This is a genomic window from Pseudoduganella aquatica (genome assembly GCF_009857595.1).
Lineage (GTDB): Bacteria > Pseudomonadota > Gammaproteobacteria > Burkholderiales > Burkholderiaceae_D > Rugamonas > Rugamonas aquatica_A.
The window spans coordinates 103,332-122,793 of the sequence record NZ_WWCU01000013.1; the positions used below are offsets into that span (position 1 = coordinate 103,332).

The 19,462-nt window shown below is 64.7% G+C and carries 18 protein-coding genes; 5 read left to right on the forward strand and 13 right to left on the reverse strand.

Annotated features, from left to right (window positions below; all coding sequences use genetic code 11):
- The first annotated feature begins 264 nt into the window (after positions 1-264).
- On the forward strand, positions 265-537 hold the full coding sequence (locus tag GTP77_RS13670) for a hypothetical protein (RefSeq protein ID WP_161072705.1): 273 nt from the start codon (positions 265-267) through the stop codon (positions 535-537).
- Positions 538-669: 132 nt separating this feature from the next.
- On the opposite strand, the gene bamC is transcribed toward GTP77_RS13670, so the two are convergent.
- The 9 genes from bamC to GTP77_RS13715 all read right to left on the reverse strand — a co-directional run bounded on the left by bamC (position 670) and on the right by GTP77_RS13715 (position 8,741).
- Entirely contained in the window at positions 670-1,824 is a 1,155-nt protein-coding gene (gene bamC, locus GTP77_RS13675) for an NlpB/DapX family lipoprotein (protein ID WP_161072706.1), read from the reverse strand.
- Between the two features lie 37 nt (positions 1,825-1,861).
- Complete coding sequence (gene dapA, locus GTP77_RS13680; RefSeq protein ID WP_161072707.1) at positions 1,862-2,740, reverse strand: 4-hydroxy-tetrahydrodipicolinate synthase; 879 nt, start codon at positions 2,738-2,740, stop codon at positions 1,862-1,864.
- 96 nt (positions 2,741-2,836) lie between these two features.
- On the reverse strand, positions 2,837-3,385 hold the full coding sequence (locus tag GTP77_RS13685) for a class I SAM-dependent methyltransferase (protein ID WP_161072708.1): 549 nt from the start codon (positions 3,383-3,385) through the stop codon (positions 2,837-2,839).
- Positions 3,382-4,584: a tryptophan--tRNA ligase gene (locus GTP77_RS13690; protein ID WP_161072709.1), complete on the reverse strand. Its 1,203-nt coding sequence runs from the start codon at positions 4,582-4,584 to the stop codon at positions 3,382-3,384. Before GTP77_RS13690 ends, GTP77_RS13685 begins: the two co-directional genes overlap by 4 nt.
- Before the next feature lie 4 nt (positions 4,585-4,588).
- Positions 4,589-5,263, reverse strand: a complete 675-nt coding sequence (locus GTP77_RS13695; protein WP_161072710.1) for a site-2 protease family protein — start codon at positions 5,261-5,263, stop codon at positions 4,589-4,591.
- A gap of 63 nt (positions 5,264-5,326) precedes the next feature.
- The gene (locus tag GTP77_RS13700; protein WP_161072711.1) at positions 5,327-5,950 is read right to left on the reverse strand and encodes an L-threonylcarbamoyladenylate synthase; all 624 of its coding nucleotides are present in this window, start codon (positions 5,948-5,950) and stop codon (positions 5,327-5,329) included.
- 9 nt (positions 5,951-5,959) lie between these two features.
- Positions 5,960-6,844, reverse strand: coding sequence for a protease HtpX (gene htpX / locus GTP77_RS13705; RefSeq protein ID WP_161072712.1), 885 nt, complete (start codon positions 6,842-6,844; stop codon positions 5,960-5,962).
- 78 nt (positions 6,845-6,922) lie between these two features.
- On the reverse strand, positions 6,923-7,753 hold the full coding sequence (locus tag GTP77_RS13710) for a 3',5'-nucleoside bisphosphate phosphatase (RefSeq protein WP_161072713.1): 831 nt from the start codon (positions 7,751-7,753) through the stop codon (positions 6,923-6,925).
- Between the two features lie 112 nt (positions 7,754-7,865).
- Positions 7,866-8,741 carry an alpha/beta fold hydrolase gene (locus tag GTP77_RS13715; RefSeq protein ID WP_161072714.1) on the reverse strand — a complete coding sequence of 292 codons (876 nt, stop codon included), beginning with the start codon at positions 8,739-8,741 and terminating at the stop codon, positions 7,866-7,868.
- Between the two features lie 169 nt (positions 8,742-8,910).
- Here GTP77_RS13715 and GTP77_RS13720 point away from each other — a divergent pair, with 169 nt between their 5' ends.
- The 4 genes from GTP77_RS13720 to GTP77_RS13735 all read left to right on the forward strand — a co-directional run bounded on the left by GTP77_RS13720 (position 8,911) and on the right by GTP77_RS13735 (position 14,088).
- On the forward strand, positions 8,911-9,435 hold the full coding sequence (locus GTP77_RS13720) for a gamma carbonic anhydrase family protein (protein WP_161072715.1): 525 nt from the start codon (positions 8,911-8,913) through the stop codon (positions 9,433-9,435).
- Between the two features lie 3 nt (positions 9,436-9,438).
- A complete protein-coding gene (gene hslO / locus GTP77_RS13725; protein WP_161072716.1) occupies positions 9,439-10,404 on the forward strand; it encodes an Hsp33 family molecular chaperone HslO in 966 nt (321 codons plus the stop codon).
- A 175-nt stretch (positions 10,405-10,579) separates the two neighbouring features.
- A complete protein-coding gene (locus GTP77_RS13730; RefSeq protein ID WP_229202185.1) occupies positions 10,580-12,946 on the forward strand; it encodes a TonB-dependent receptor in 2,367 nt (788 codons plus the stop codon).
- Positions 12,946-14,088: a glycerophosphodiester phosphodiesterase family protein gene (locus GTP77_RS13735; protein ID WP_161072717.1), complete on the forward strand. Its 1,143-nt coding sequence runs from the start codon at positions 12,946-12,948 to the stop codon at positions 14,086-14,088. The genes GTP77_RS13730 and GTP77_RS13735 overlap by 1 nt, the downstream gene beginning before the upstream one ends.
- A 15-nt stretch (positions 14,089-14,103) precedes the next feature.
- Here the strand turns inward: GTP77_RS13735 and GTP77_RS13740 are convergent, their stop codons facing one another.
- The 4 genes from GTP77_RS13740 to eno all read right to left on the reverse strand — a co-directional run bounded on the left by GTP77_RS13740 (position 14,104) and on the right by eno (position 19,307).
- Positions 14,104-15,270 carry a hemin-degrading factor gene (locus GTP77_RS13740; RefSeq protein WP_161072718.1) on the reverse strand — a complete coding sequence of 389 codons (1,167 nt, stop codon included), beginning with the start codon at positions 15,268-15,270 and terminating at the stop codon, positions 14,104-14,106.
- Between the two features lie 13 nt (positions 15,271-15,283).
- Positions 15,284-17,554 carry a TonB-dependent receptor domain-containing protein gene (locus GTP77_RS13745; RefSeq protein WP_161072719.1) on the reverse strand — a complete coding sequence of 757 codons (2,271 nt, stop codon included), beginning with the start codon at positions 17,552-17,554 and terminating at the stop codon, positions 15,284-15,286.
- A gap of 105 nt (positions 17,555-17,659) precedes the next feature.
- A complete protein-coding gene (gene ftsB / locus GTP77_RS13750) occupies positions 17,660-17,980 on the reverse strand; it encodes a cell division protein FtsB (RefSeq protein WP_161072720.1) in 321 nt (106 codons plus the stop codon).
- Positions 17,981-18,023: 43 nt separating this feature from the next.
- Complete coding sequence (eno, locus tag GTP77_RS13755; RefSeq protein WP_161072721.1) at positions 18,024-19,307, reverse strand: phosphopyruvate hydratase; 1,284 nt, start codon at positions 19,305-19,307, stop codon at positions 18,024-18,026.
- Between the last annotated feature and the right edge of the window lie 155 nt (positions 19,308-19,462).

A 19,462-nucleotide genomic window follows, 5' to 3' on the forward strand; every position in this document is an offset into this window, starting at 1 on the left:
CAGGTATGCCGGTAATGGCTGGCGATGCAGGCAAATGGCTGAGGAAGCAATTTATTGCGTTATCGCAAAATAGTTGCGATTTCGGCCTTCTATGCTATTGCGACGCACCAAAAATCGCTATAATATTCGGTTAGGAAGTTTCCGTTGTCTGGCAGGCACCATTTGGTACGAAAGGCCTACGAAGACGCCCTAATGAGCGATAATTACCGGTAATTATTCATCGCAACATTGTTGTTTATTTTTTGAATTAATTAAGGAAAACCCATGAAAAAATCCCTGCTGATCGCCTCCCTGCTGGCCGTTGCTCTGGCTGCTTGCTCGAAAAAAGAAGAAGCTCCTGCTGCTCCAGTAGCAACCCCAGAAGTAGCAGCTCCTGCTGCTGCTCCAGCTGCTCCAGCCGCTGACGCTGCTGCTCCAGCCGCTGTTGCTCCTGCCGCTGACGCTGCTGCTGCTGCCGCTTCGGCTGCCTCCGCTGCTGCTGCTGCCGCTTCGGCTGCTGCTTCGGCTGCTTCCGCTGCTGCTGCTCCAGCGAAGTAATCAGTCAGTTGGAAAAGAAAAACCGGCCTCGGCCGGTTTTTTTTCGCCTGCATTTTTGCCGGCGCCCTCCACCGCGATATGCGTGGACGCAAAAAAACCGGCCGAAGCCGGTTTTTTTTCATGGCTGCCAGCTTACTTCAGCTGTTCGTGCAGCAGCGCCAGGATCTTCTCGCCGGTGGCGGTGGTTTCCGGCTTGCCGTCGTTGGTCAGCACGGCCACGTCGCTGGTGGCGCCTGCGCCGGCTTTGACGGTCACGCGGTAGCGCTGCGCTTCCTTGTCCTTCTCGGACGAGCCCCAGCTGAACAGCCTGGAGAAGAAGCCCTTGCTTGCGCCGGCATCCTGGTCCACATAGCGGACGAAGTAGATGCCGTTCACGCGGTCGCGGTCTTCCACGGTGAAGCCGGCGCGGTCCAGCGCCAGGCCCACGCGGCGCCAGGCGCGGTCAAAGCCCTCGTCCACTTCCACCATGCGGGTTTCGCCGGCGCCTTTCAGCGTGGCGTGCTGCGGCTGGACAATGGCGTTGTCCACGGCGGTGCGCGACTCGGCTTCGTCCTTGCCGCCGCCCAGCTTGGTCATCAGCTTGGCAACGAACAGGGCTTCCAGGTTGGGGTCGTTCGGACGCGCGGTCCACATCGTGGTTTCCTTCTGGGCGCCGGTAATGACTTCTTCGGCGCCGCGATGGCTGATGTAGATCTCGGTGCTGCCGTCCGGCAGGCGCTCCAGGCGGGTGCGGTATTTATCACGCTCGCCGCTCGAATACAGCGAATCGAAGACCTTGCCGATGGTGTTGCGCACGAAGTCCTGCGGGATCTTGGCGCGGTTTTCATTCCATTCCGTTTCCAGGATGCCAGCCTTGGGCTCGTTCAAGGACAGCGTGAAACCCGACTCTTCCCAGAAATTCTTCAGCTGCGGCCACAGCTGCTCAGGCGTCTGCTTGACCACCAGCCAGCGCTGATTGCCCGCGCGCATGACTTTAACGCTGTCGGTGCCGGTCGAGGCCACCTGGTTGCTGCTGCCCACCGGCGCGGCCACGCCCGTGCCGCCGGCGGCGCGCTGGGCCTGGTAGCCGGACGCCGTGGCCACGCCGCGGTTGCTATCCGGCAGAGAATAGCGGTTATCGGTCTGCAACTGCGTCAAATCAGGCGGCACGTCCAGCGTGCTGGCTTTCTTGGCGGACTTGTAATCAACCTTGTCGTTGCCGATAACCGAACTGATCATGCCGCAGCCGGTCAGGCTGACGGCCACGGCGGCGATGGCCGTAAGGGATGCTGTCTTGCGAATAGTCATGTTTTACTGGAAAGGAAAGTCCCGCCGGGAGCGGGGCTTAGTTGATCAGGCCGGCTTCGCGCAGCGCGCCGCGCACGGTCTCATGGTACTCGGCTGCCAGCGGCACCAGCGGCAGGCGTATGCCGGCGGGCATCATGCCCATCTCGGCCAGCGCCCATTTCACAGGCACCGGATTGGGCTCGACGAACAATTTCTGGTGCAGCGGGAAGACCTTGTTGTTGATCTCGATGGCTTTGGCGATGTCGCCGGCCATGGCGGCCTTGCACATCTCATGCATGGCGCGCGGCGCCACGTTGGCGGTCACGGAGATATTGCCTTTGCCGCCGGCCAGCATCAGGGCCACGGCGGTGGGGTCGTCGCCGGAGAAAACGGCGAAGTCCTTCGGCGCCAGGCGCAGCAAGTCCAGGCCGCGGCCGATATTGCCGGTCGCGTCTTTCACGCCGATGATGTTCTTGATGGCGGCCAGGCGCACGATGGTCTCGTTCGACATGTCCGCCACGGTGCGGCCCGGTACGTTGTACAGGATCACAGGAATGTCCACTGCTTCGGCGATGGCCTTGAAGTGCTGATACATGCCTTCCTGGGTAGGACGGTTGTAGTACGGCACAACTTGCAGCACGGCGTCCGCGCCCGCTTCCTTGGCGTAGCGGGTCAGTTCGATCGCCTCGGCGGTCGAATTGCCGCCGGCGCCGGCGATGATGGGAATACGGCCCTTGGCGTGCTCCACGGTGGCCTTGACCAGGGCGCAGTGCTCATCAACGTTGACGGTGGCCGATTCGCCAGTGGTGCCCACGATGACTATGCCATCCGTACCTTCGGCAATGTGCCAATCGATCAGCTTGTTCAAACCCGGATAGTCCAGACTGCCGTCTGCGTGCATCGGGGTGACAATTGCTACTATGCTGCCCTTAATCATAGTTAACCAAAACAGTAAGATATTAAAACAACGATTGTAGACGATAGGCCGGGTCTGTGGTGCTTCCCGGCGCAGTATCGCATATTAAAAATACGATTAAAACGGCGGCAAGAGTGCCGCAACACGCGGGAATTCCGCTTTCACCGCGCAGATGCGCTGCACCAGCGCCGGTTTTGGCGTCTCCACCAGGCCGTCTTCAAAGGCGATCACGCGCAATGCGTGCTTGGCAGCCCAGGCCAGCAATTCGCCCGGCGCCAGCAGGAAATCCGGGTTGGACGGCTTGCCGAACTGCGCATTCCCCTCCGAAAACGTCTCGTACAGCAGCACGCCGTTCGGCGCCAGGCTGGCCAGCATGTCCGCAATGAGCGGCCGATGCAAGTAATTTGTGACCACGATGCCGGCAAAACGGCCCGGACCGAATGGCCAGACCGCGCCGTCCGCTTCCAGGTCGATCTGGGAGGTGACAATGCCGTCGCCGGTGACGGCGGCCAGCGCATCGGCGTTCTGGTCCACCGCCACCACCGAGTGGCCCAGGGCCACCATATGGCGCGCGTGGCGGCCGGTGCCGCAGGCCAGGTCCAGCACTTCGCCGCCCGGCACCAGCGGGGCGAATCGTTTGATCCAGGGTGAAATTTCGTCGTTCATGTATATGACAGTCCCATTGCTTCGCGCACATCGCGCATCGTTTCCTGAGCCAGCTTGCGGGCCACGTCGTTGCCGTCCGCCACGATGGCGCGCACCAGCGTGGGGTCGTCCAGATAGGGCTGGGCGCGCTCGTGCATAGGCTCCTGTTCCTTGATGATGGCGTCGATCACCGGCTGCTTGCACTCGATGCAGCCGATGCCGGCCGAGCGGCAGCCCTTCACCACCCATTCCTGGGTGGCGTTGTCCGAATAGACCTGGTGGAACTGCCACACCGGGCAGCGCGCCGGATCGCCCGCGTCGCTGCGGCGCACGCGGGCCGGATCGGTCGGCATGGTGCGCACCTTCTTGGTGACGGCGTCCTTGTCCTCGCGCAGCGCGATGGTATTGCCGTAGCTCTTGGACATCTTGCGCCCGTCCAGTCCCGGCAGGCGGGACGACGCGGTCAGCCTGGCTTGCGGCTCGACCAGGATCAGCTTGCGGCTGCCCTCCAGGTAGCCGAACAGGCGCTCGCGGTCTATCATCGACAGGCTGTGGGCGTCGTCCAGCATGGCCTTGGCCTGTTCCAGCGCCTCGCCGTCGCCGTCCTGCTGGAATTGCGTGCGCAGCTCGTTGTACAGCTTGGCGCGCTTGCTGCCCAGCTTCTTCACCGCGTCCTGCGCCTTCTGCTCGAAACCCTTTTCTTTGCCGTACAAATGATTAAAACGGCGCGCAATTTCGCGCATCATTTCAATGTGCGGCAACTGGTCCTCGCCCACCGGCACCTCGGACGCGCGATAGATCAGCACGTCGGCCGCCTGCAGCAGCGGATAGCCGAGGAAGCCGTACGTTGCCAGGTCTTTCGTGGCCAGATTCTCGATCTGGTCCTTATACGTGGGCACCCGTTCCAGCCAGCCCAGCGGCGTGGCCATGGACAGCAGCAGATGCAGCTCCGCGTGCTCGGGCACGCGCGACTGGATAAACAGCGTGGCCTGCGAGGGATTCACCCCGGCCGCCAGCCAGTCCACCAGCATGTCCCAGGCGCTGCGCTCGATCAGGTCCGGGTCGTCGTAATGGGTGGTGAGCGCGTGCCAGTCGGCCACGAAGAACAGGCAAGGCTGCTGGGCCTGCATCTTGATCCAGTTGGCCAGGGCGCCGTGGTAGTGGCCCAGATGCATGGCCCCAGTGGGGCGCATGCCGGAGACGACGCGGTCGGGATACATGGTATTAATTCAGCAAAAAGGCCAGCGGCTGCACCAGCGTGATGAACAGCGAGTGGCAGGCTTGCACCATGACGGCCAGCACGGGGCTGAGGATGCCGGTGTACATCAGCACCAGCAGGCCGATGAACACATAAGGGCCGTAGCGTTCGATTTGGGCGAATTTGTAGGCCAGCGCGTCGGGCAGCAGTGCGGTCAGGATGCGGCCGCCGTCCAGAGGCGGCACCGGGATCAGGTTAAACACGCACATGACGGCATTCGTCAGCATGCCGGCCTTGCCCATTTCAATCAGGAAGGGCTCGCTCACATCCAGGCGGTACATCAGCAGCAGCGCGATGGTCCAGCCCAGGCCCATGACGAAGTTGGCGGCCGGGCCGGCGGCGGCAACGAAACCCATCTGCTTTTTCGGATTGCGCAGGCGGCTGTAGTCCACCGGCACCGGCTTGGCGTAGCCAAACGCCATGTGCAGCGGGCTCAGCGCCAGCATAATGGGCAGCAGCACGGTGCCGAACCAGTCGATATGGTGGATGGGATTCAGGCTCAGCCGGCCCTGTTGCTCTGCCGTGGTGTCGCCGAAATAGCGCGCCACGTAGCCGTGGGCGGCTTCATGCAGAGAGATGGCGAACAGAACAGGAATCGCGTAGACGGCAATGGTCTGTATTACTTGGTTGAAATCGGTCATGGGTAAATTCTACCAGAGCGGGTTGGCCGGCCTGGCGAGTGAGGGGGTTGGGGGATGGCGCGCCTACAGGCCCAGCACAGCGGGATCACCCCGGCCCTGGCGCACCAGCTCCGGTTCCGGGCCGCTCAGGTCGATCACCGTGGTCGGCTCGAAGCTGCACGCGCCGCCGTCGATAATCAGGTCGACCTGCTTTTCCAGGCGCTCGCGCACGGTGTCCGGGTCGGTCAGCGGCTGGTCGTCGCCCGGCAGTATCAGCGTGGTGCCCAGCAGCGGCTGCTGCAGCTCGGCCAGCAGCATCTCGACGATGCAGTTCTCCGGCACGCGCAGGCCTATGGTCTTGCGCGAAGGATGGCTGAGGCGGCGCGGCACGCAGCGGGTCGCCTCCAGGATAAAGGTGAACGGCCCCGGCGTGGCCCCCTTGAGCAGGCGGAACTGCTTGTTGTCCACGCGGGCGTAGACGCCGATCTCGCTCAGGTCGCGGCACAGCAGCGTCAGGTGGTGCTTCTCGTCGATGCCGCGGATACGGCGCAGGCGCTCGACCGCGCTTTTATCGTCCAGATGGCACACCAGCGCGTAGCAGGAATCCGTCGGCAGCGCGACAATGCCGCCGCCGTGGATGATCTGCGCGGCCTGCTTGATCAGGCGCAGCTGCGGGTTGACCGGATGGATCTGGAAATATTGGCTCATGGGCTAGGCTCAGCGCGGCAGCTGCTGCAGGGCCGCGATGCGCTGTTCCATCGGCGGGTGGGTGGAAAACAGCGCCGACCAGCCGCCGCCGCCGGTAATGCCCGAGGCCGCCATGTTCTGCGGCAGCGCACCCGGCTCCAGGCCGCCCAGGCGGGCCAGCGCGTGCTGCATCGGCACGCTGCTGCCCAGCAGCCTGGCCGAGCCGGCGTCGGCGCGGAATTCGCGCTGGCGCGAGAACCAGGCCACGATGATGGAGGCCAGCAGGCCGAACACGATTTCGCACACGAACACGGTAACCATATAGCCGATGCCGTTGCCGCTGCTGCGCTGGTCGTCCTTGCCGCGCAGCATATTGTCGACAAAGAAGCCGACTACGCGCGCCAGGAACACCACGAAGGTATTCACCACGCCCTGGATCAGCGTCAGCGTGACCATGTCGCCGTTGGCGATGTGGGCCACTTCATGGCCCAGCACGGCTTCCACCTCGTCGCGGTTCATCGACTGCAGCAGGCCGGTGGACACGGCCACCAGGGCCGAGTTCTTGAAGGCGCCGGTGGCGAAGGCGTTCGGTTCGCCGTCGTACACGGCCACTTCCGGCATGGCGATGCCGGCGCGCTCGGCCAGCTGGCGCACGGTGGCCACCAGCCACTGCTCGGTGGAGTTGGCCGGCGCGTCGATCACGCGCGCGCCGGTGCTCCACTTGGCCATGGGCTTGCTGATCAGCAGCGAAATAATGGAGCCGGTGAAGCCCACCACCAGCGAAAACGCCAGCAGGCTGCCCATCTGCAGCTGGCCGCCGGCTGTGGGACGGCCTATGCCCAGCAGCGACAGCACCAGCGACAACACCAGCATCACGGCCAGATTGGTGGCGATAAAAAGGACGATACGTTTCATATTGCTTTGCTCCGCAGAGTTATCCGAGCATAAGATATGGCCGGATAGCCGGAATTACAAGTCCGCTTACAACTCGAATCAGAACCAGTCGTGCCAGACCGGGGTCACACTGCCCGGCAGCGGCGGCAGCAGCTTGAAGTCCACCCGCGCTTCGCCGGGCGCATGGAAATCGGTGCCGCGCGAGGCCAGGAAGCCGTAGCCATTGGCCAGGCGCGCGTATTCCGGGTACTGGTCCGGCGTGTGGCTGCCGGTCACCACCTCGATGGCGGCGCCGCCCAGCTGCTTGAACTGGTCGAACAGCGCGCCCTGCGCGGTGTCGCTGAACTTGTAGCGGCCCGGATGGGCGATGACGGCAATGCCGCCCGCGCCGCGTATCCACTGCACCGACTGCTCCAGGGTGGCCCAGCGGTGTTCCACGTAGCCGGGCTTGCCTTCGCACAGGTATTTCTTGAACACTTCCGAGGTATTGCGGCAGGCGCCGATCTCGACGATGTAGCGCGCGAAGTGGGTGCGCGACATCAGGTTCGGGTTGGATACGTATTTCAGCGCGCCCTCGTAGGCGTCCGGAATGCCGGCCTTGGCCAGCTGGGCGGCGATTTCGCGGCCGCGGGTGTCGCGGCCCGAGCGGGTCGCTTCCAGGCCCTGCACCAGGGCGGCGTTGTTCTCGTCGATCTGCAGGCCGACGATGTGTACCGTCTCGTTGGCCCAGGTGATGGAGATTTCCACGCCCGTCACAAAGCGCATGCCCTGCTCGGCGGCGGCGGCGCGGGCGGCCGGAATGCCGCCCACCTCATCGTGATCGGTCAGCGCCCACACGTCCACCCCGGCCTGGCGCGCCACCATGGCGACCTTGGCCGGCGGCAGCACGCCGTCGGAAACATTGGAATGGCAATGCAAATCTACATTCATACGGACAGTATTGTTTACGATAATGGAAACCTCATTGTACGCTGCGTTGGCGGGTTACGGCTCCGCCTAACCCGCCCTACGTCGGCGCAGAGTGGAACGCGTAACCCGCCAATCAGGCCAGGAACTCCTCCAGCATGGCTGCGAGCTGTTCCGGCTGGTCGTGGTGCAGCATGTGGCCGGCGTTGTCCATCATCTTCGCGGTGACGTTGGCCAGGTGGCCCAGGCGGCGGTCGATTTCCACGCGCGCTTCTTCCTTCGGCCCCATCCACAGCCACATATTGGTGTGCTCGGCCTCCACCCACAGCACCGGCGCCGTGATCGCGCGCCAGCAGGCCATCACCTCCTCCACGTGGTACAGCAGCGGGTTGATGCGCTTGTGCGCCGGGTCGCCCAGGATTTCCCACTCGCCCTTGTCGTTCTGCCCCGCCCAATGGCCGGCCAGGAAGGTGGCGCGCGCGTCGGACAGGCGCGGATTGGTCTTCTGCAGCCGCTTGGCCACTTCCGCCAGGTCGGCGTAGCCGCGCATTTCCTGCGGCTCCAGCAGCTCGTCCATCCACTTGGCGTAGCGGCCCGGCGCCTGGTCCGGCGTGGTGGTCTTCATGCCGAAGCCCTCCAGATTGATTAAACGGCGGATGCGCTCGGGCCGCGCGCCCGCGTACAGGCCCACCACATTGCCGCCCATGCTGTGGCCCAGCAGGTTGACCGGGCTGTCCGGCTGGTAGTGGCGCAGGATGGCGTCCAGGTCTCCCAGGTAGTCCACGAACCAGTAGGTGTCCACGCGCGGGCGCTCGGTCAGGCCGAAGCCGCGCCAGTCGGGGGCGATCACGTGCCAGTCGCCCTGCAGCGCGTCCACCACGAACTGGAACGAGGCGGAAACGTCCATCCAGCCGTGCACCATGAAGATCTTGGGCGCCCCTTCCCTGCCCCAGTGGCGGATATGGGTGCGGTTGCCGCGTACATTGATGAATTCGGATCGGGAAGATTTCATGGTGAGTGCAGCCTTGAAAGTAGCGCGGCGAGCGCAATATGGGTGCCTTGGACGGGCGCAAGCCCTGATAATAGCACGATCGTTCGCAAAGCCGGCAGCGAGCCGGGCCCCGGCAGGCGTAAAATAGCGCCATTCCACCGTTTCCACAAACATATACTTTGGGCCTTCCATGACCATCTACCAGCTGGGCGAACACGCGCCCGAGATCGATGCATCCGCCTTCGTTGCCGATACGGCAACCCTGATCGGCAAAGTCACGCTGCACGCCAACGCCTCGGTATGGTACGGCACCACCATACGCGGCGACAACGAGCGCATCACCATCGGCGAGAACAGCAATGTGCAGGAAAACACCGTGATGCACACCGACATGGGCTTTCCGCTCACCCTGGGCAAGAACGTCACCGTGGGCCACCAGGCCATGCTGCACGGCTGCACCGTGGGCGACGGCTCGCTGGTGGGCATAGGCGCGGTGATACTGAACGGCGCCAAGATCGGCAAGGGCTGCCTGGTGGGCGCCGGCGCGCTGGTGACCGAGGGCAAGGAATTCCCCGACAACCAGCTCATCATCGGCGCCCCGGCCAAGGCCGTGCGCACGCTGACGGCAGAAGACGCGGCCAAGCTGCTGGGCGCCGCCGACGGTTATGTGAAACGCGGCCTGCAGTACAAGACGCAACTCAAGAAAATAGGATAAATAATGAGCACTCCCCCCGATCTGGCCGCTGGCCAGGACACGCTGCAGAAATTCATCTTCGACAACGCTTCCGTGCGCGGCGAACTGATCGACATTTCCGCCACCTGGCGCGAGGTGCAGGCGCGCCACACCTACCCGGCGCCGGTCAAGCGCGTGCTGGGCGAGATGGTGGCCGCTGCGGCGCTGCTGTCGGCCAACCTGAAGTTCAACGGCTCCATCATCATGCAGATCCATGGCGACGGCCCGGTGCGCCTGCTGGTGGTGGAATGCGACGCCGACCTGCGCGTGCGCGCCACGGCCAAGCTGAACCCGGACCTGGAAGTGCCTGACGACGCCGGCGTGATGCGGCTGCTGAACGCGCACGGCAAGGGCCGCTTCATCATCACGCTCGACCCGGCCGACAAGATGCCGGGCCAGCAGCCTTACCAGGGCATCGTGCCGCTGGACGGCGACGACGTGGCCACCGTCATCGAAAACTATATGCAGCGCTCGGAACAGCTGGATACCAAGCTGTGGCTGGCGGCCGACGACCAGGTGTCGCGCGGCATGCTGCTGCAGAAGCTGCCCCACCACGGCGGCAAGGCCGAAGCGGCGCAGCTGTCGCAGGAAGAAGCGCTGGAGACCTGGAACCGCGCCGTCATCCTGGGCTCGACGCTGAAGCAGGAAGAGATCCTCGGCACCACCATCGACGTGCTGCTGCAGCGCCTGTTCTGGGAAGAGACCATCCGCGTCTTCGACCCGGTGCATCCGTCCTTCCACTGCAGCTGCACCCGCGAAAAAGTGGGCAATATGCTGAAGATGCTGGGCCAGGAGGAAGTGGAAGGCGTGCTCGATGAGCAAGGCACCGTCGCCATCAACTGCGATTTCTGCGGCCAGCACTACGAGTACGACAAGGTCGACTGCGCCCAGCTGTTCGTCACCAGCGCCCCCGCCGAAGTGCTGATGCACGCCAGCGAAGCCAAGCACTAAGCTGCGCATTGGCGGGTTACGCCGGCTTGCGCCGGCTAACCCGCCCTACGGGGCGCTTGGCCGCGCCCTCCCGCCTGATTCATCAAATCGTCATCCTCCCGTCATGCCGCCGTCATACCGGCTGGTTACGCTGCGCGTCGTTTGCATTTCTCCCAATGTTTCCAACGACAGGCTCATGATGAACAAGACTCTCCTCGCTTCCGCCATCTGCATGGCATTCTCCTTCCCTGCCATGGCAGCCGAACCGGAGGCGCCGGCGGCGCCCGACAGCGGCAGCGAAATGGCCGCAGCCGTGGCCGGCCCTGTCGCCACGGTGGAAGTGGCTTCGCGAAAAACCCGCTCGTCGGTGGCGATGACGAAGAACGACATGCAGAAAATCCTGCCCGGCATTAACCCGCTGAAGGCCTTGCAGGCGCTGCCCGGCGTGAGCTTCCAGACCGCCGACCCGTGGGGCAACAACGAACAGAACCTGTCGCTGTTCGTGCACGGTTTCAGCGGCCAGCAGCTGGGCTACACCATGGACGGCGTGCCGCTGGGCGACCAGCAGTACGGCAACTACAACGGCCTGTCGCCGCAGCGCGCCGTCATCAGCGAGAACGTGCGCAGCGTGATCCTGTCGTCCGGCGCGGGCGACCTGGCCACCGCCTCCACCAGCAACCTGGGCGGCACCATCGAGACCTTCTCCAGCGACCCGCTGGCCGCGCGCGGCGCCAGCGTGCAGCAGACCCTGGGCAGCTACCGCACCTCGCGCACCTATGCGCGCTTCGACACCGGCACCTTCGGCGGCGGCAACAGCGCCACCATCTCGGCCGCGCACCAGAAGCAGCGCGCGTGGGACTTCAACGGCAAGCAAGGCGGCGACCAGGTCAACGCCAAGTTCGTCAACCAGAGCGAAGCCGGCAAGCTGACCCTGTACTTCGCGTACTCGGACAAGATCGAGCCGAACGAGGACAGCACCGTGCACGTGGCGGGCGAAACCAGCGCGCCCTACACCCGTCCCTTCACCTACCCCGACTTCGCCTACGCGCTGAGCTACCTGTCGCCCACGGGCGGCACGCCTGCGGCGGATGGCAACAACTACCGCAACTACTACAGCGACGCGCAACGCAAGGACTACCTGGGCTACGCCAAGTTCGACTGGCGCCTGGGCGAGTCCACCACCTGGAGCAACCAGGTCTACCACCACGACGACGACGGCGTGGGCGTGGTGGCCGGTCCCATCGGCGTGGCGGGTCTGCCTACGCTGTTCGCGGTGTACTACCCGAACCAGAACCTGAAACAAGTCTTCGGCGGCTCCGGCTACGCCACCCGCACCACCGAATACGACATCAACCGCAGCGGCTTCCTGTCCACGCTGCGCAGCGAGTTCGGCAACCACACCGTGCAGGGCGGCCTTTGGTATGAGCACAACAAGTCCTCGGCCTACCGCCGCTGGTACGCGCTGGACGTGAACAACCCTAGCTCGCCATACGACCGCCCCTCGAATCCGCTGATCACGCAATACGGCAGCACCATAGACAACAAGGTCATCCAGCTGCACCTGCAGGACGAATGGCGCATGCGCGACGACCTGGTGCTGCAGGCCGGCTTCAAATCGAGCCTGCAGGACGCGGACGGCCAGTTCCCGGTGCAGCCCAAGCTGGGCGCCATCGCGGGCGGCTCCAAGGCGCTGCCGGTGGGCCAGATCGAAACCAAGAAATGGTTCCTGCCGCAGATCGGCGGCCGCTGGGACATCACCGCGCAGGACCAGGCCTTCTTCAACGTGCAGAAAAACATGCGCCAGTTCGTCACCTACGGCGGCGGCGGCGCGTCGCCATGGTCGCTGGCCAGCCAGCAGGCGTTCGACCTGTTCAAGTCCACCGCCAAGCCTGAAACCTCGATCACCTACGAGGCCGGCCTGCGCAGCAACCACCAGCTGGACTGGGGCATGCTCAAGGCCTTCGACGGCCAGGTCAATGTGTACCATGTGGACTTCAAGAACCGCCTGCTGCAGATCAGCCCTACTCCGGTGATCTCGGCCATCATCGGCGGCAATCCGGTGCTGGCCAACGTGGGCAGCGTGAAAATCGACGGCATCGACTTGTCGGGCACCCTGCACTTCGGACGCGGCTTTTCGCTGTACAACGCGCTGTCCTACAACCGCTCCACCTACGAGGACAACTACAGCAACGGCGCCACCGTGGTGCCGACCGCAGGCAAGACCGTGCCGGGCAATCCGCAGTGGATGAATAAATTCGTCGCCACCATGACGGTGGCCGACACCGAGTTCCAGCTCAGCGGAGACTACGTGGGCAAGCGCTACGCCACCTACACCAATGACCTGTCGGTGCCGAGCTACTTCCTGCTGGGCCTGGGCGTATCCGGCCAGCTGCCATTCCTGAACGGCGGCCTGGTGAAGAACGCGCGCTACCGCGTCAACGTGAGCAACCTGGCGGACCGCATGGGCAGCCTGAACGTGGTGGTGGGCGCGGCGGACAAGACCTACAACACCTTCCCTATCGCCCCGCGCCAGGCTTTCGTTACCGTGATGGCGGACTTCTGATGGACACCATCCTCACTGCGCGCCGCCTGCTGTCGCGGCGCGGCTTTATCGGCAGTGTGGCCGCCGCCGGCGGCAGCGCGCTGCTGGCGCCCGCAGCCTTTGCCGCCGGCGGTGCGGGCGCAGGCGGCGGCGTGAAGCCGCTGGTGTTCGCCCATCGCGGCGCGAGCGCGCTGCGGCCGGAGCACACGCTGGCGTCCTACGCCAAAGCGATTGCGGACGGCGCGGACTACGTGGAGCCGGACCTGGTCTGCACCAGGGACGGCATTCTGGTGGCGCGCCACGACGCCTTCCTGAACGAGACCACCGACGTGGCCAGGCGCCCCGAATTCGCCAGCCGCCGCGCGCGCAAGACCATCGATGGCCAGACGCATGAGGGCTGGTTCGTGGACGACTTTACGCTGGCCGAGATCAAGACGCTGCGCGCCGTCGAGCGCATCCCCGAATCGCGCCCCGGCAGCGCGCAGTTCGACGGCATGTTCCAGGTGGTGACGTTCGAGGAGATCATCGACTTCGTGGCGGCGCAATCGGCCGCTGCCGGCCGCGTGATCGGCCTGGTGCCCGAGCTGAAAAGTTCTGCCTACTTTGCCAGCGCGGGGCTGCCGCTGGAAGACCGTTTCTTCGCCACGCTGGCCGCGCACGACTACACGCGCCGCCATCCGGTGGAGATCCAGTCTTTCGAAGTGGCCAATCTGAAGTATGTGCGCGACAAGCTGGGACGCCGCGCCAACATCCGCCTGATGCAGCTGGTGGGCGCCCCCACGCAGCGTCCGGCGGACGTGGCGGCGGCCAACGGCGCCCTTACCTACGGGCAGATGTGCACGCCCGCCGGGTTGAAGGCGATCGCCGCGTATGCGGATGTGGTGGCGCCGCCGACGCGCATGCTGATACCGCTGAAGCAGGATGGTTTCCTGGCCGAGCCGACTTCGCTGGCGGCCGATGGCCGCGCAGCGGGCCTGCGCGTGGAGACATGGACCTTCCGTCCGGAGAACCGCTTCCTGGCCGCAGACTTCCGCAGCAGCGCAGGCGAGCATGCGCGCAATCCGGCCGGTTCGGTGGCCGAGATCAAGCGCTATCTGAAGCTGGAGCTGGACGGGTTCTTCACCGACGACCCGGCACTGGGCAGGGCCGCCGTCGACGGCTGAGCAACGGCGGCAGGCTCAGGCCTTGGGCAGATTGCTCGTCAAATCCACCCAGGTCTGCGGCTGCGGCTTGGCGCGCTCGCGCACGCCAAAGAAGGTCACCACCAGCTCGCCGTTCTTGTCGAAAAACTCCACCGACGTCACGCCCGCGCGCTGTACCACGTAGCCGCTGTTGAAGGCCGTCTCGCGCAGGTGCAGGTTGAAGTCCGGGTCCAGCACGTTGTACCAGTCGCCGCTGGCGGCGGTCTTTTCAATCACGCCGCTGAAAATCTGCGTCACCGAACCATTGCCCAGGAAAGCCATGATGGGCAGCTTCCGCCGGGCCGATTCGTCCAGCAGATTGCGCACCGCTTTCGGCGACACACGCTGCACCGCACCCTCGGGCGCCAGACGCATGGCCTGTTCGCGCGAGATGCCGAACTCGCCCAGCAGGCGGCTGAACTGGTGCACGTCCGTCATCTCCTTCCAGGCCAGCTGGAACTCTTTCACGTCCACTGCGCTGTCGGCCTTCTCCACCGGCTTCGGCGCCGCCGCCAGCACCTTCAGCGCGGCGTTCTGGTCGGCTGCGCGGAAGTCGGCCACCAGCTTGTCGAAGATGCCGACTGCCGCTTCGTTCTTCAGGTACAGCTTGTGCACGGCGTTGCCGTTCTCGTCGAAGAACTGCAGGCTGCGCGAGGTCTGGCCGTCGCGGCCGGGCTGTTCCACGGCGAAGGCGTGCTTCCAGTTGGCGAAGTTGAAGCGCAGGTCGATCTCGCCGCCCAGGTAGCCGCCGGCGATGTTGCGCATGCGTGCTTCGCGCTCGGGATCGCCGGGCGCGCCCGCCGCCGTCTGCGCGGCAGCCGCGTCCTGCTCGATGCGGGTGGCGATGCCGGTGCGTTCCAGCACGCCGTTTTCATTGCGCGTCAGGGCCAGCACTTTGCCCAGGTCCAGCGCGCGGCGCATGATTTCGCGCGGCGCGTTGCCGTCATTCTTGAGCAGCGTGGCGGTCTTGCCGATGCTGGTGGCCAGCAGTTCGGCTTCGGACACGTTGAGCGCGCGCGCGGCGTCGCGTATCTGCAGCTTGGGCTGTTCGGCGCGCAGCTTTTCCCAGCGCTGGGCCAGGGCGGCGTCCGCCGCCATGGCGGGCATGGCGCCGAACACGAGGGCGCTCGCAAGCGCCAGGGCATAACGGTGATGATGCTTCATATGGTCTCCAGTATCAGTACATCAGTTTAAAGGTAACGGCGTAATTGCGTCCGGTTTTCACCTGGCGTTCGATGTCGGCCAGCGCGGTGGCGGTGGTGCCCGCCGCCAGCGTGCGCGCGGAGGCGTAGTCCCAGTACTTCTTGTCGCCCAGGTTGTAGGCGCCGGCGCTGATCACGGCGTTCTTGCCGAGGTTGAAGTAGGCGGCCAGGTCCACCACGGTGGACGCGGGCACGGCGAACAGCACGGTGGTGGCGCCGCTCACCACGTCCGGCTTGGCCTGCTTGGCGCGCGCATGCACGGTGGTCAGGGAGACGCCGCCGCGCTGGCCGGGATCGTCCCAGGCCAGGGTGGCGCTGCCTTTGTAGGGCAGCACGGTGGCGAGGTCGCCCTTCTTGCCGGTCCTGTCGTTGGTGGTGGTGCCGCGCGAGCCGCCCGCCGCCACTGCCACGCTGGCGCCTTGCAAGGGCGCGGACCACTGCCCCAGGTCGAAGCGGCTGCTCATTTCCACGCCCCAGATGCCCGCGCGCGCCACGTTCTCGGGACGGAACAGGCCCTGGCTCAGGGTCGGGTAGTTGACCGGGTCGGCCGGCTGCGCCACGTATTCGATGAAGTTGCGGTAGGCGGTGTGGAAGGCCGAGGCGCTGAACTGGACGCCCTTGCGCGGCTCGCCCTTCACACCAAGCTCGACCGCGTTGCTGGTTTCCTTTTCCAGCTTGGCGTTGCCCAGCACGCCGTAACCCTGGCCTGCCCCGGTGTAGCTGAAGGAGTCGTAGGTGCTGGTGCGGTCGGCGCCGCTGGGCATGCGCGCGCCGCGCTTGAAGCTGGCGTAGGCGTTGAAACTGGGCGTCAGCTCGACCGACAGGCCCAGGCTGGGCGCCAGGTAGCTGTCGCTGTCGTCCTTGAGTTCCTTGGCGGCGGACGGCAAGGCGATGAGGTAGTTTTCCAGGTTCTTGGGGCTCAGCTTGCGGTGCTCGAAGCGCAGACCGGGCGTCAGCGTAGCGTTGTGGCCGGCCAGCGCGAAGGCGATGTCGCCGCGCGCATAGGCCGCGAACTTGAGCGTGTCCATGTCCGCCATGCGGTTCTTTTGCGTGAGCTGGTGGGTGGTGGTGCCCACCACCAGCCTGTCTTCTTTCCACGGACGGCGGGTTTCCAGGCCTTCCAGCGTGAAGCCGTAGTTCAGCAGCGTGGCCGCGTTGAGCTGCTTGCCCGCGTCGCTGGCGATGCCGACGCTCTTGTTGTACAGGCCGGTGGAAATGTCGCGCGTGTAGGGGCGGCCGCCGGTGATGTAGGGCGCGTGGGTGTTGTCTTCCACTTTCGCGTCCTGCACGTAGAGGCGGGTGTCGATGCTGTCGAACAGCAAGCCGGCCGCGGCGGTGTAGCCGTGGTCGAGGCTGACGCGCGTGCGGCGCGTGGTGGAGGCCTGCTGGGAACCTTCCGGATAGAGCGACAGCTGCTTGTTCTTGATCTCGCGGTCGTGCCCGGACTTGAAGGCGTCCACGGTGAAGCCCAGCTTGTGGCCGGCCACCGGCGCCCAGCTGAATTTGCCGAGCAAGGCGTCCGACGACCAGTCGTCCGGGTTGAGCACGGCACTGCCCTTGCTGTCCAGTTGCTGGCCGTCGCGGTGCACCAGCACGGCCAGGGCCTGCAATGCGCCAAAGCCTGCGGCGCCGGTGAGCGCGTGCATCCTGGCCTTGTCGCCAGAGGTGTAGCCGAATTTGTATTCGGCGTAGCTGTTGCGGGTGGCGCTCAGGTAGTCTTCCGGCGACTTGGTGACGAAGGACACGCTGCCGCCCAGGCCGGGCGTGCCCGCCCCCGCCGCCGAGGTGCCGGAGCCGATGCGCACTTCGCGGAAGATTTCCGGGTCGAAGTAGTCGCGGCCCACGCCGAAGCTGTTCAGAGTGTTGCCGTCCGGCTTGGGCGCGGCGTCGGGCAGCGAGATGCCGTCCAGGTCCAGGCTCACGCGGTTGCCTTCCACGCCACGGATATTGAAGCCGGTGTTGCCCGCGCCGTCCCAGATATTGCCGGAGCCGATGCCGGCCGCCGGCACGCTGATGAGCGGCTCGTAGCGCGCCATATTGGCCATGTCGGTGGCGTTGCGTTTGTTCAGCTCGGCGCTGCCGATGACGGTGGTGGTGCCGGTCCTGGACGGCGCGTCCTCGCGCTGGGCGGTGACCAGGATTTCGTTCAGTTGGGTGGTTTGGGCGATTGCCGGTGCGGCGGGCACGGCGAATGCGGTCAGCAGCAGCGCGGCAAGGCGCCGCTGTCGCGGGTGGTTGGCAGCCATAGGATTCCAGATCGGGAGAGGTTTAAGGCTGGCTCTCCTTGTGGATATCGCTGGCAACGGCGCATATTAACAAGAATGATTCTTATTTACAAGTACGCGTAATGTTTATGGATTGGGCGTAGCGGCTGCGGCTTGAGGTTGCGGCTGGGCCTGGCCCTTGCCGAGGATCTGGATGTAGATTTCGTTCTGCTTGATCATGCTCAGCTCGAAGCGGGCACGTTCTTCGACGGCGCCGGTGCCGTCCTTGAGGTCGCGCACTTCGGAATCGAGTTTGGCGTTGCGGCTTTTCAGCTCGTCGTTCTTCTTCTGGGCCACCGCCACCTGGCTTTCCAGGTCGGCGACACGCAGCCAGCCGCCTTTCCCCAGCCAGAGCGGGTACTGTATCAGCAGCAGCAGCGCTGCCAGTGCAAGGGTAATCAAACGCATAGGGAAAAGCCGGCCAGGCAAGCGCCCGGCCGGCGTGGTGCTATTACTTCAGGTTGTAGAACGCGTCACGGCCAGGGTAGGAAGCGATGTCGCCCAGGTCTTCTTCGATGCGCAGCAGCTGGTTGTACTTGGCCATGCGGTCCGAACGGGACATCGAGCCGGTCTTGATCTGCAGCGCGTTGGTGCCCACGGCGATGTCGGCGATGGTCGAGTCTTCGGTCTCGCCCGAGCGGTGCGAGATCACGGCGGTGTAGCCGGCGCGCTTGGCCATTTCGATGGCGGCGAAGGTTTCGGTCAGGGTGCCGATCTGATTGATCTTGATCAGGATCGAGTTGGCGATACCCTTCTGGATGCCTTCTTTCAGGATCTTGGTGTTGGTGACGAACAGGTCGTCGCCCACCAGCTGCACGCGCTTGCCCAGTGCTGCGGTCAGGGTCGCCCAGCCTTCCCAATCGCCTTCGTGCATCGCGTCCTCGATCGAGATGATCGGGTATTTGTCGCACCAGGTGGCCAGCAGGTTGGTGAACTCCACGGCGGTCAGGCTCATGCCTTCGCCGTCCAGCTGGTACTTGCCGTCCTTGTAGAACTCGGAGGCGGCGCAGTCCAGGCCCAGCGCGATCTGGGTGCCTGGCTCGTAGCCGGCTTCTTCGATGGCCTGGATGATGAGCTTGATCGCTTCTTCATGGTTGGCCAGCGATGGGGCGAAACCGCCTTCGTCGCCGACGGCGGTGTTCAGGCCCTTCTTGTGCAGGATCTTTTTCAGCGTGTGGAACACTTCCGCGCCGTAGCGGATGGCTTCCTTGAAGGAAGGCGCGCCGACCGGGATGATCATGAATTCCTGGATGTCCAGGTTGTTGTCGGCGTGTGCGCCGCCGTTGATGACGTTCATCATCGGCACTGGCATCTGCATGGCGCCCGAACCGCCGAAGTAGCGGTACAGCGGCAGGCCGGCTTCTTCGGCGGCGGCCTTGGCCACGGCCATGGACACGGCCAGCATGGCGTTGGCGCCCAGGCGCGACTTGTTCTCGGTGCCGTCCAGGTCGATCAGGGTGCGGTCCAGGAAGGCCTGCTCATTGGCGTCCAGGCCCATGATGGCTTCCGAGATTTCGGTGTTGATGTTTTCGCAGGCTTGCAGCACGCCCTTGCCGAAGTAGCGCTTCGGATCGCCGTCGCGCAGCTCGATGGCTTCGCGCGAACCGGTGGATGCGCCCGACGGCACAGCCGCGCGGCCCATCACGCCCGACTCCAGCAGCACGTCGCATTCGACGGTAGGATTGCCGCGCGAATCGATTACTTCACGGCCGATAATGTCTACGATAGCACTCATGTCATACTCCAAAAGTTTAAGCAAAACTGTTGCTCGCGGGGCCAGTCTGGCTAGTCCCCGCGCAAGGTGCAGCAAGGGTAACAGACGGCAGCCGGATGTGGAAGCGGGTCCGGCGTATGTGTTCTATACGCCGGACCCGCCCGGTAACTCATGAT

Excerpts from the sequence above, each read along its gene's own strand:
- GTP77_RS13670 (WP_161072705.1), top strand. The coding sequence starts at position 265 with ATGAAAAAATCCCTGCTGATCGCCTCCCTGCTGGCCGTTGCTCTGGCT.
- bamC (WP_161072706.1), bottom strand. The coding sequence starts at position 1,824 with ATGACTATTCGCAAGACAGCATCCCTTACGGCCATCGCCGCCGTGGCC.
- dapA (WP_161072707.1), bottom strand. The coding sequence starts at position 2,740 with ATGATTAAGGGCAGCATAGTAGCAATTGTCACCCCGATGCACGCAGAC.
- GTP77_RS13685 (WP_161072708.1), bottom strand. The coding sequence starts at position 3,385 with ATGAACGACGAAATTTCACCCTGGATCAAACGATTCGCCCCGCTGGTG.
- GTP77_RS13690 (WP_161072709.1), bottom strand. The coding sequence starts at position 4,584 with ATGTATCCCGACCGCGTCGTCTCCGGCATGCGCCCCACTGGGGCCATG.
- GTP77_RS13695 (WP_161072710.1), bottom strand. The coding sequence starts at position 5,263 with ATGACCGATTTCAACCAAGTAATACAGACCATTGCCGTCTACGCGATT.
- GTP77_RS13700 (WP_161072711.1), bottom strand. The coding sequence starts at position 5,950 with ATGAGCCAATATTTCCAGATCCATCCGGTCAACCCGCAGCTGCGCCTG.
- htpX (WP_161072712.1), bottom strand. The coding sequence starts at position 6,844 with ATGAAACGTATCGTCCTTTTTATCGCCACCAATCTGGCCGTGATGCTG.
- GTP77_RS13710 (WP_161072713.1), bottom strand. The coding sequence starts at position 7,753 with ATGAATGTAGATTTGCATTGCCATTCCAATGTTTCCGACGGCGTGCTG.
- GTP77_RS13715 (WP_161072714.1), bottom strand. The coding sequence starts at position 8,741 with ATGAAATCTTCCCGATCCGAATTCATCAATGTACGCGGCAACCGCACC.
- GTP77_RS13720 (WP_161072715.1), top strand. The coding sequence starts at position 8,911 with ATGACCATCTACCAGCTGGGCGAACACGCGCCCGAGATCGATGCATCC.
- hslO (WP_161072716.1), top strand. The coding sequence starts at position 9,439 with ATGAGCACTCCCCCCGATCTGGCCGCTGGCCAGGACACGCTGCAGAAA.
- GTP77_RS13730 (WP_229202185.1), top strand. The coding sequence starts at position 10,580 with ATGATGAACAAGACTCTCCTCGCTTCCGCCATCTGCATGGCATTCTCC.
- GTP77_RS13735 (WP_161072717.1), top strand. The coding sequence starts at position 12,946 with ATGGACACCATCCTCACTGCGCGCCGCCTGCTGTCGCGGCGCGGCTTT.
- GTP77_RS13740 (WP_161072718.1), bottom strand. The coding sequence starts at position 15,270 with ATGAAGCATCATCACCGTTATGCCCTGGCGCTTGCGAGCGCCCTCGTG.
- GTP77_RS13745 (WP_161072719.1), bottom strand. The coding sequence starts at position 17,554 with ATGGCTGCCAACCACCCGCGACAGCGGCGCCTTGCCGCGCTGCTGCTG.
- ftsB (WP_161072720.1), bottom strand. The coding sequence starts at position 17,980 with ATGCGTTTGATTACCCTTGCACTGGCAGCGCTGCTGCTGCTGATACAG.
- eno (WP_161072721.1), bottom strand. The coding sequence starts at position 19,307 with ATGAGTGCTATCGTAGACATTATCGGCCGTGAAGTAATCGATTCGCGC.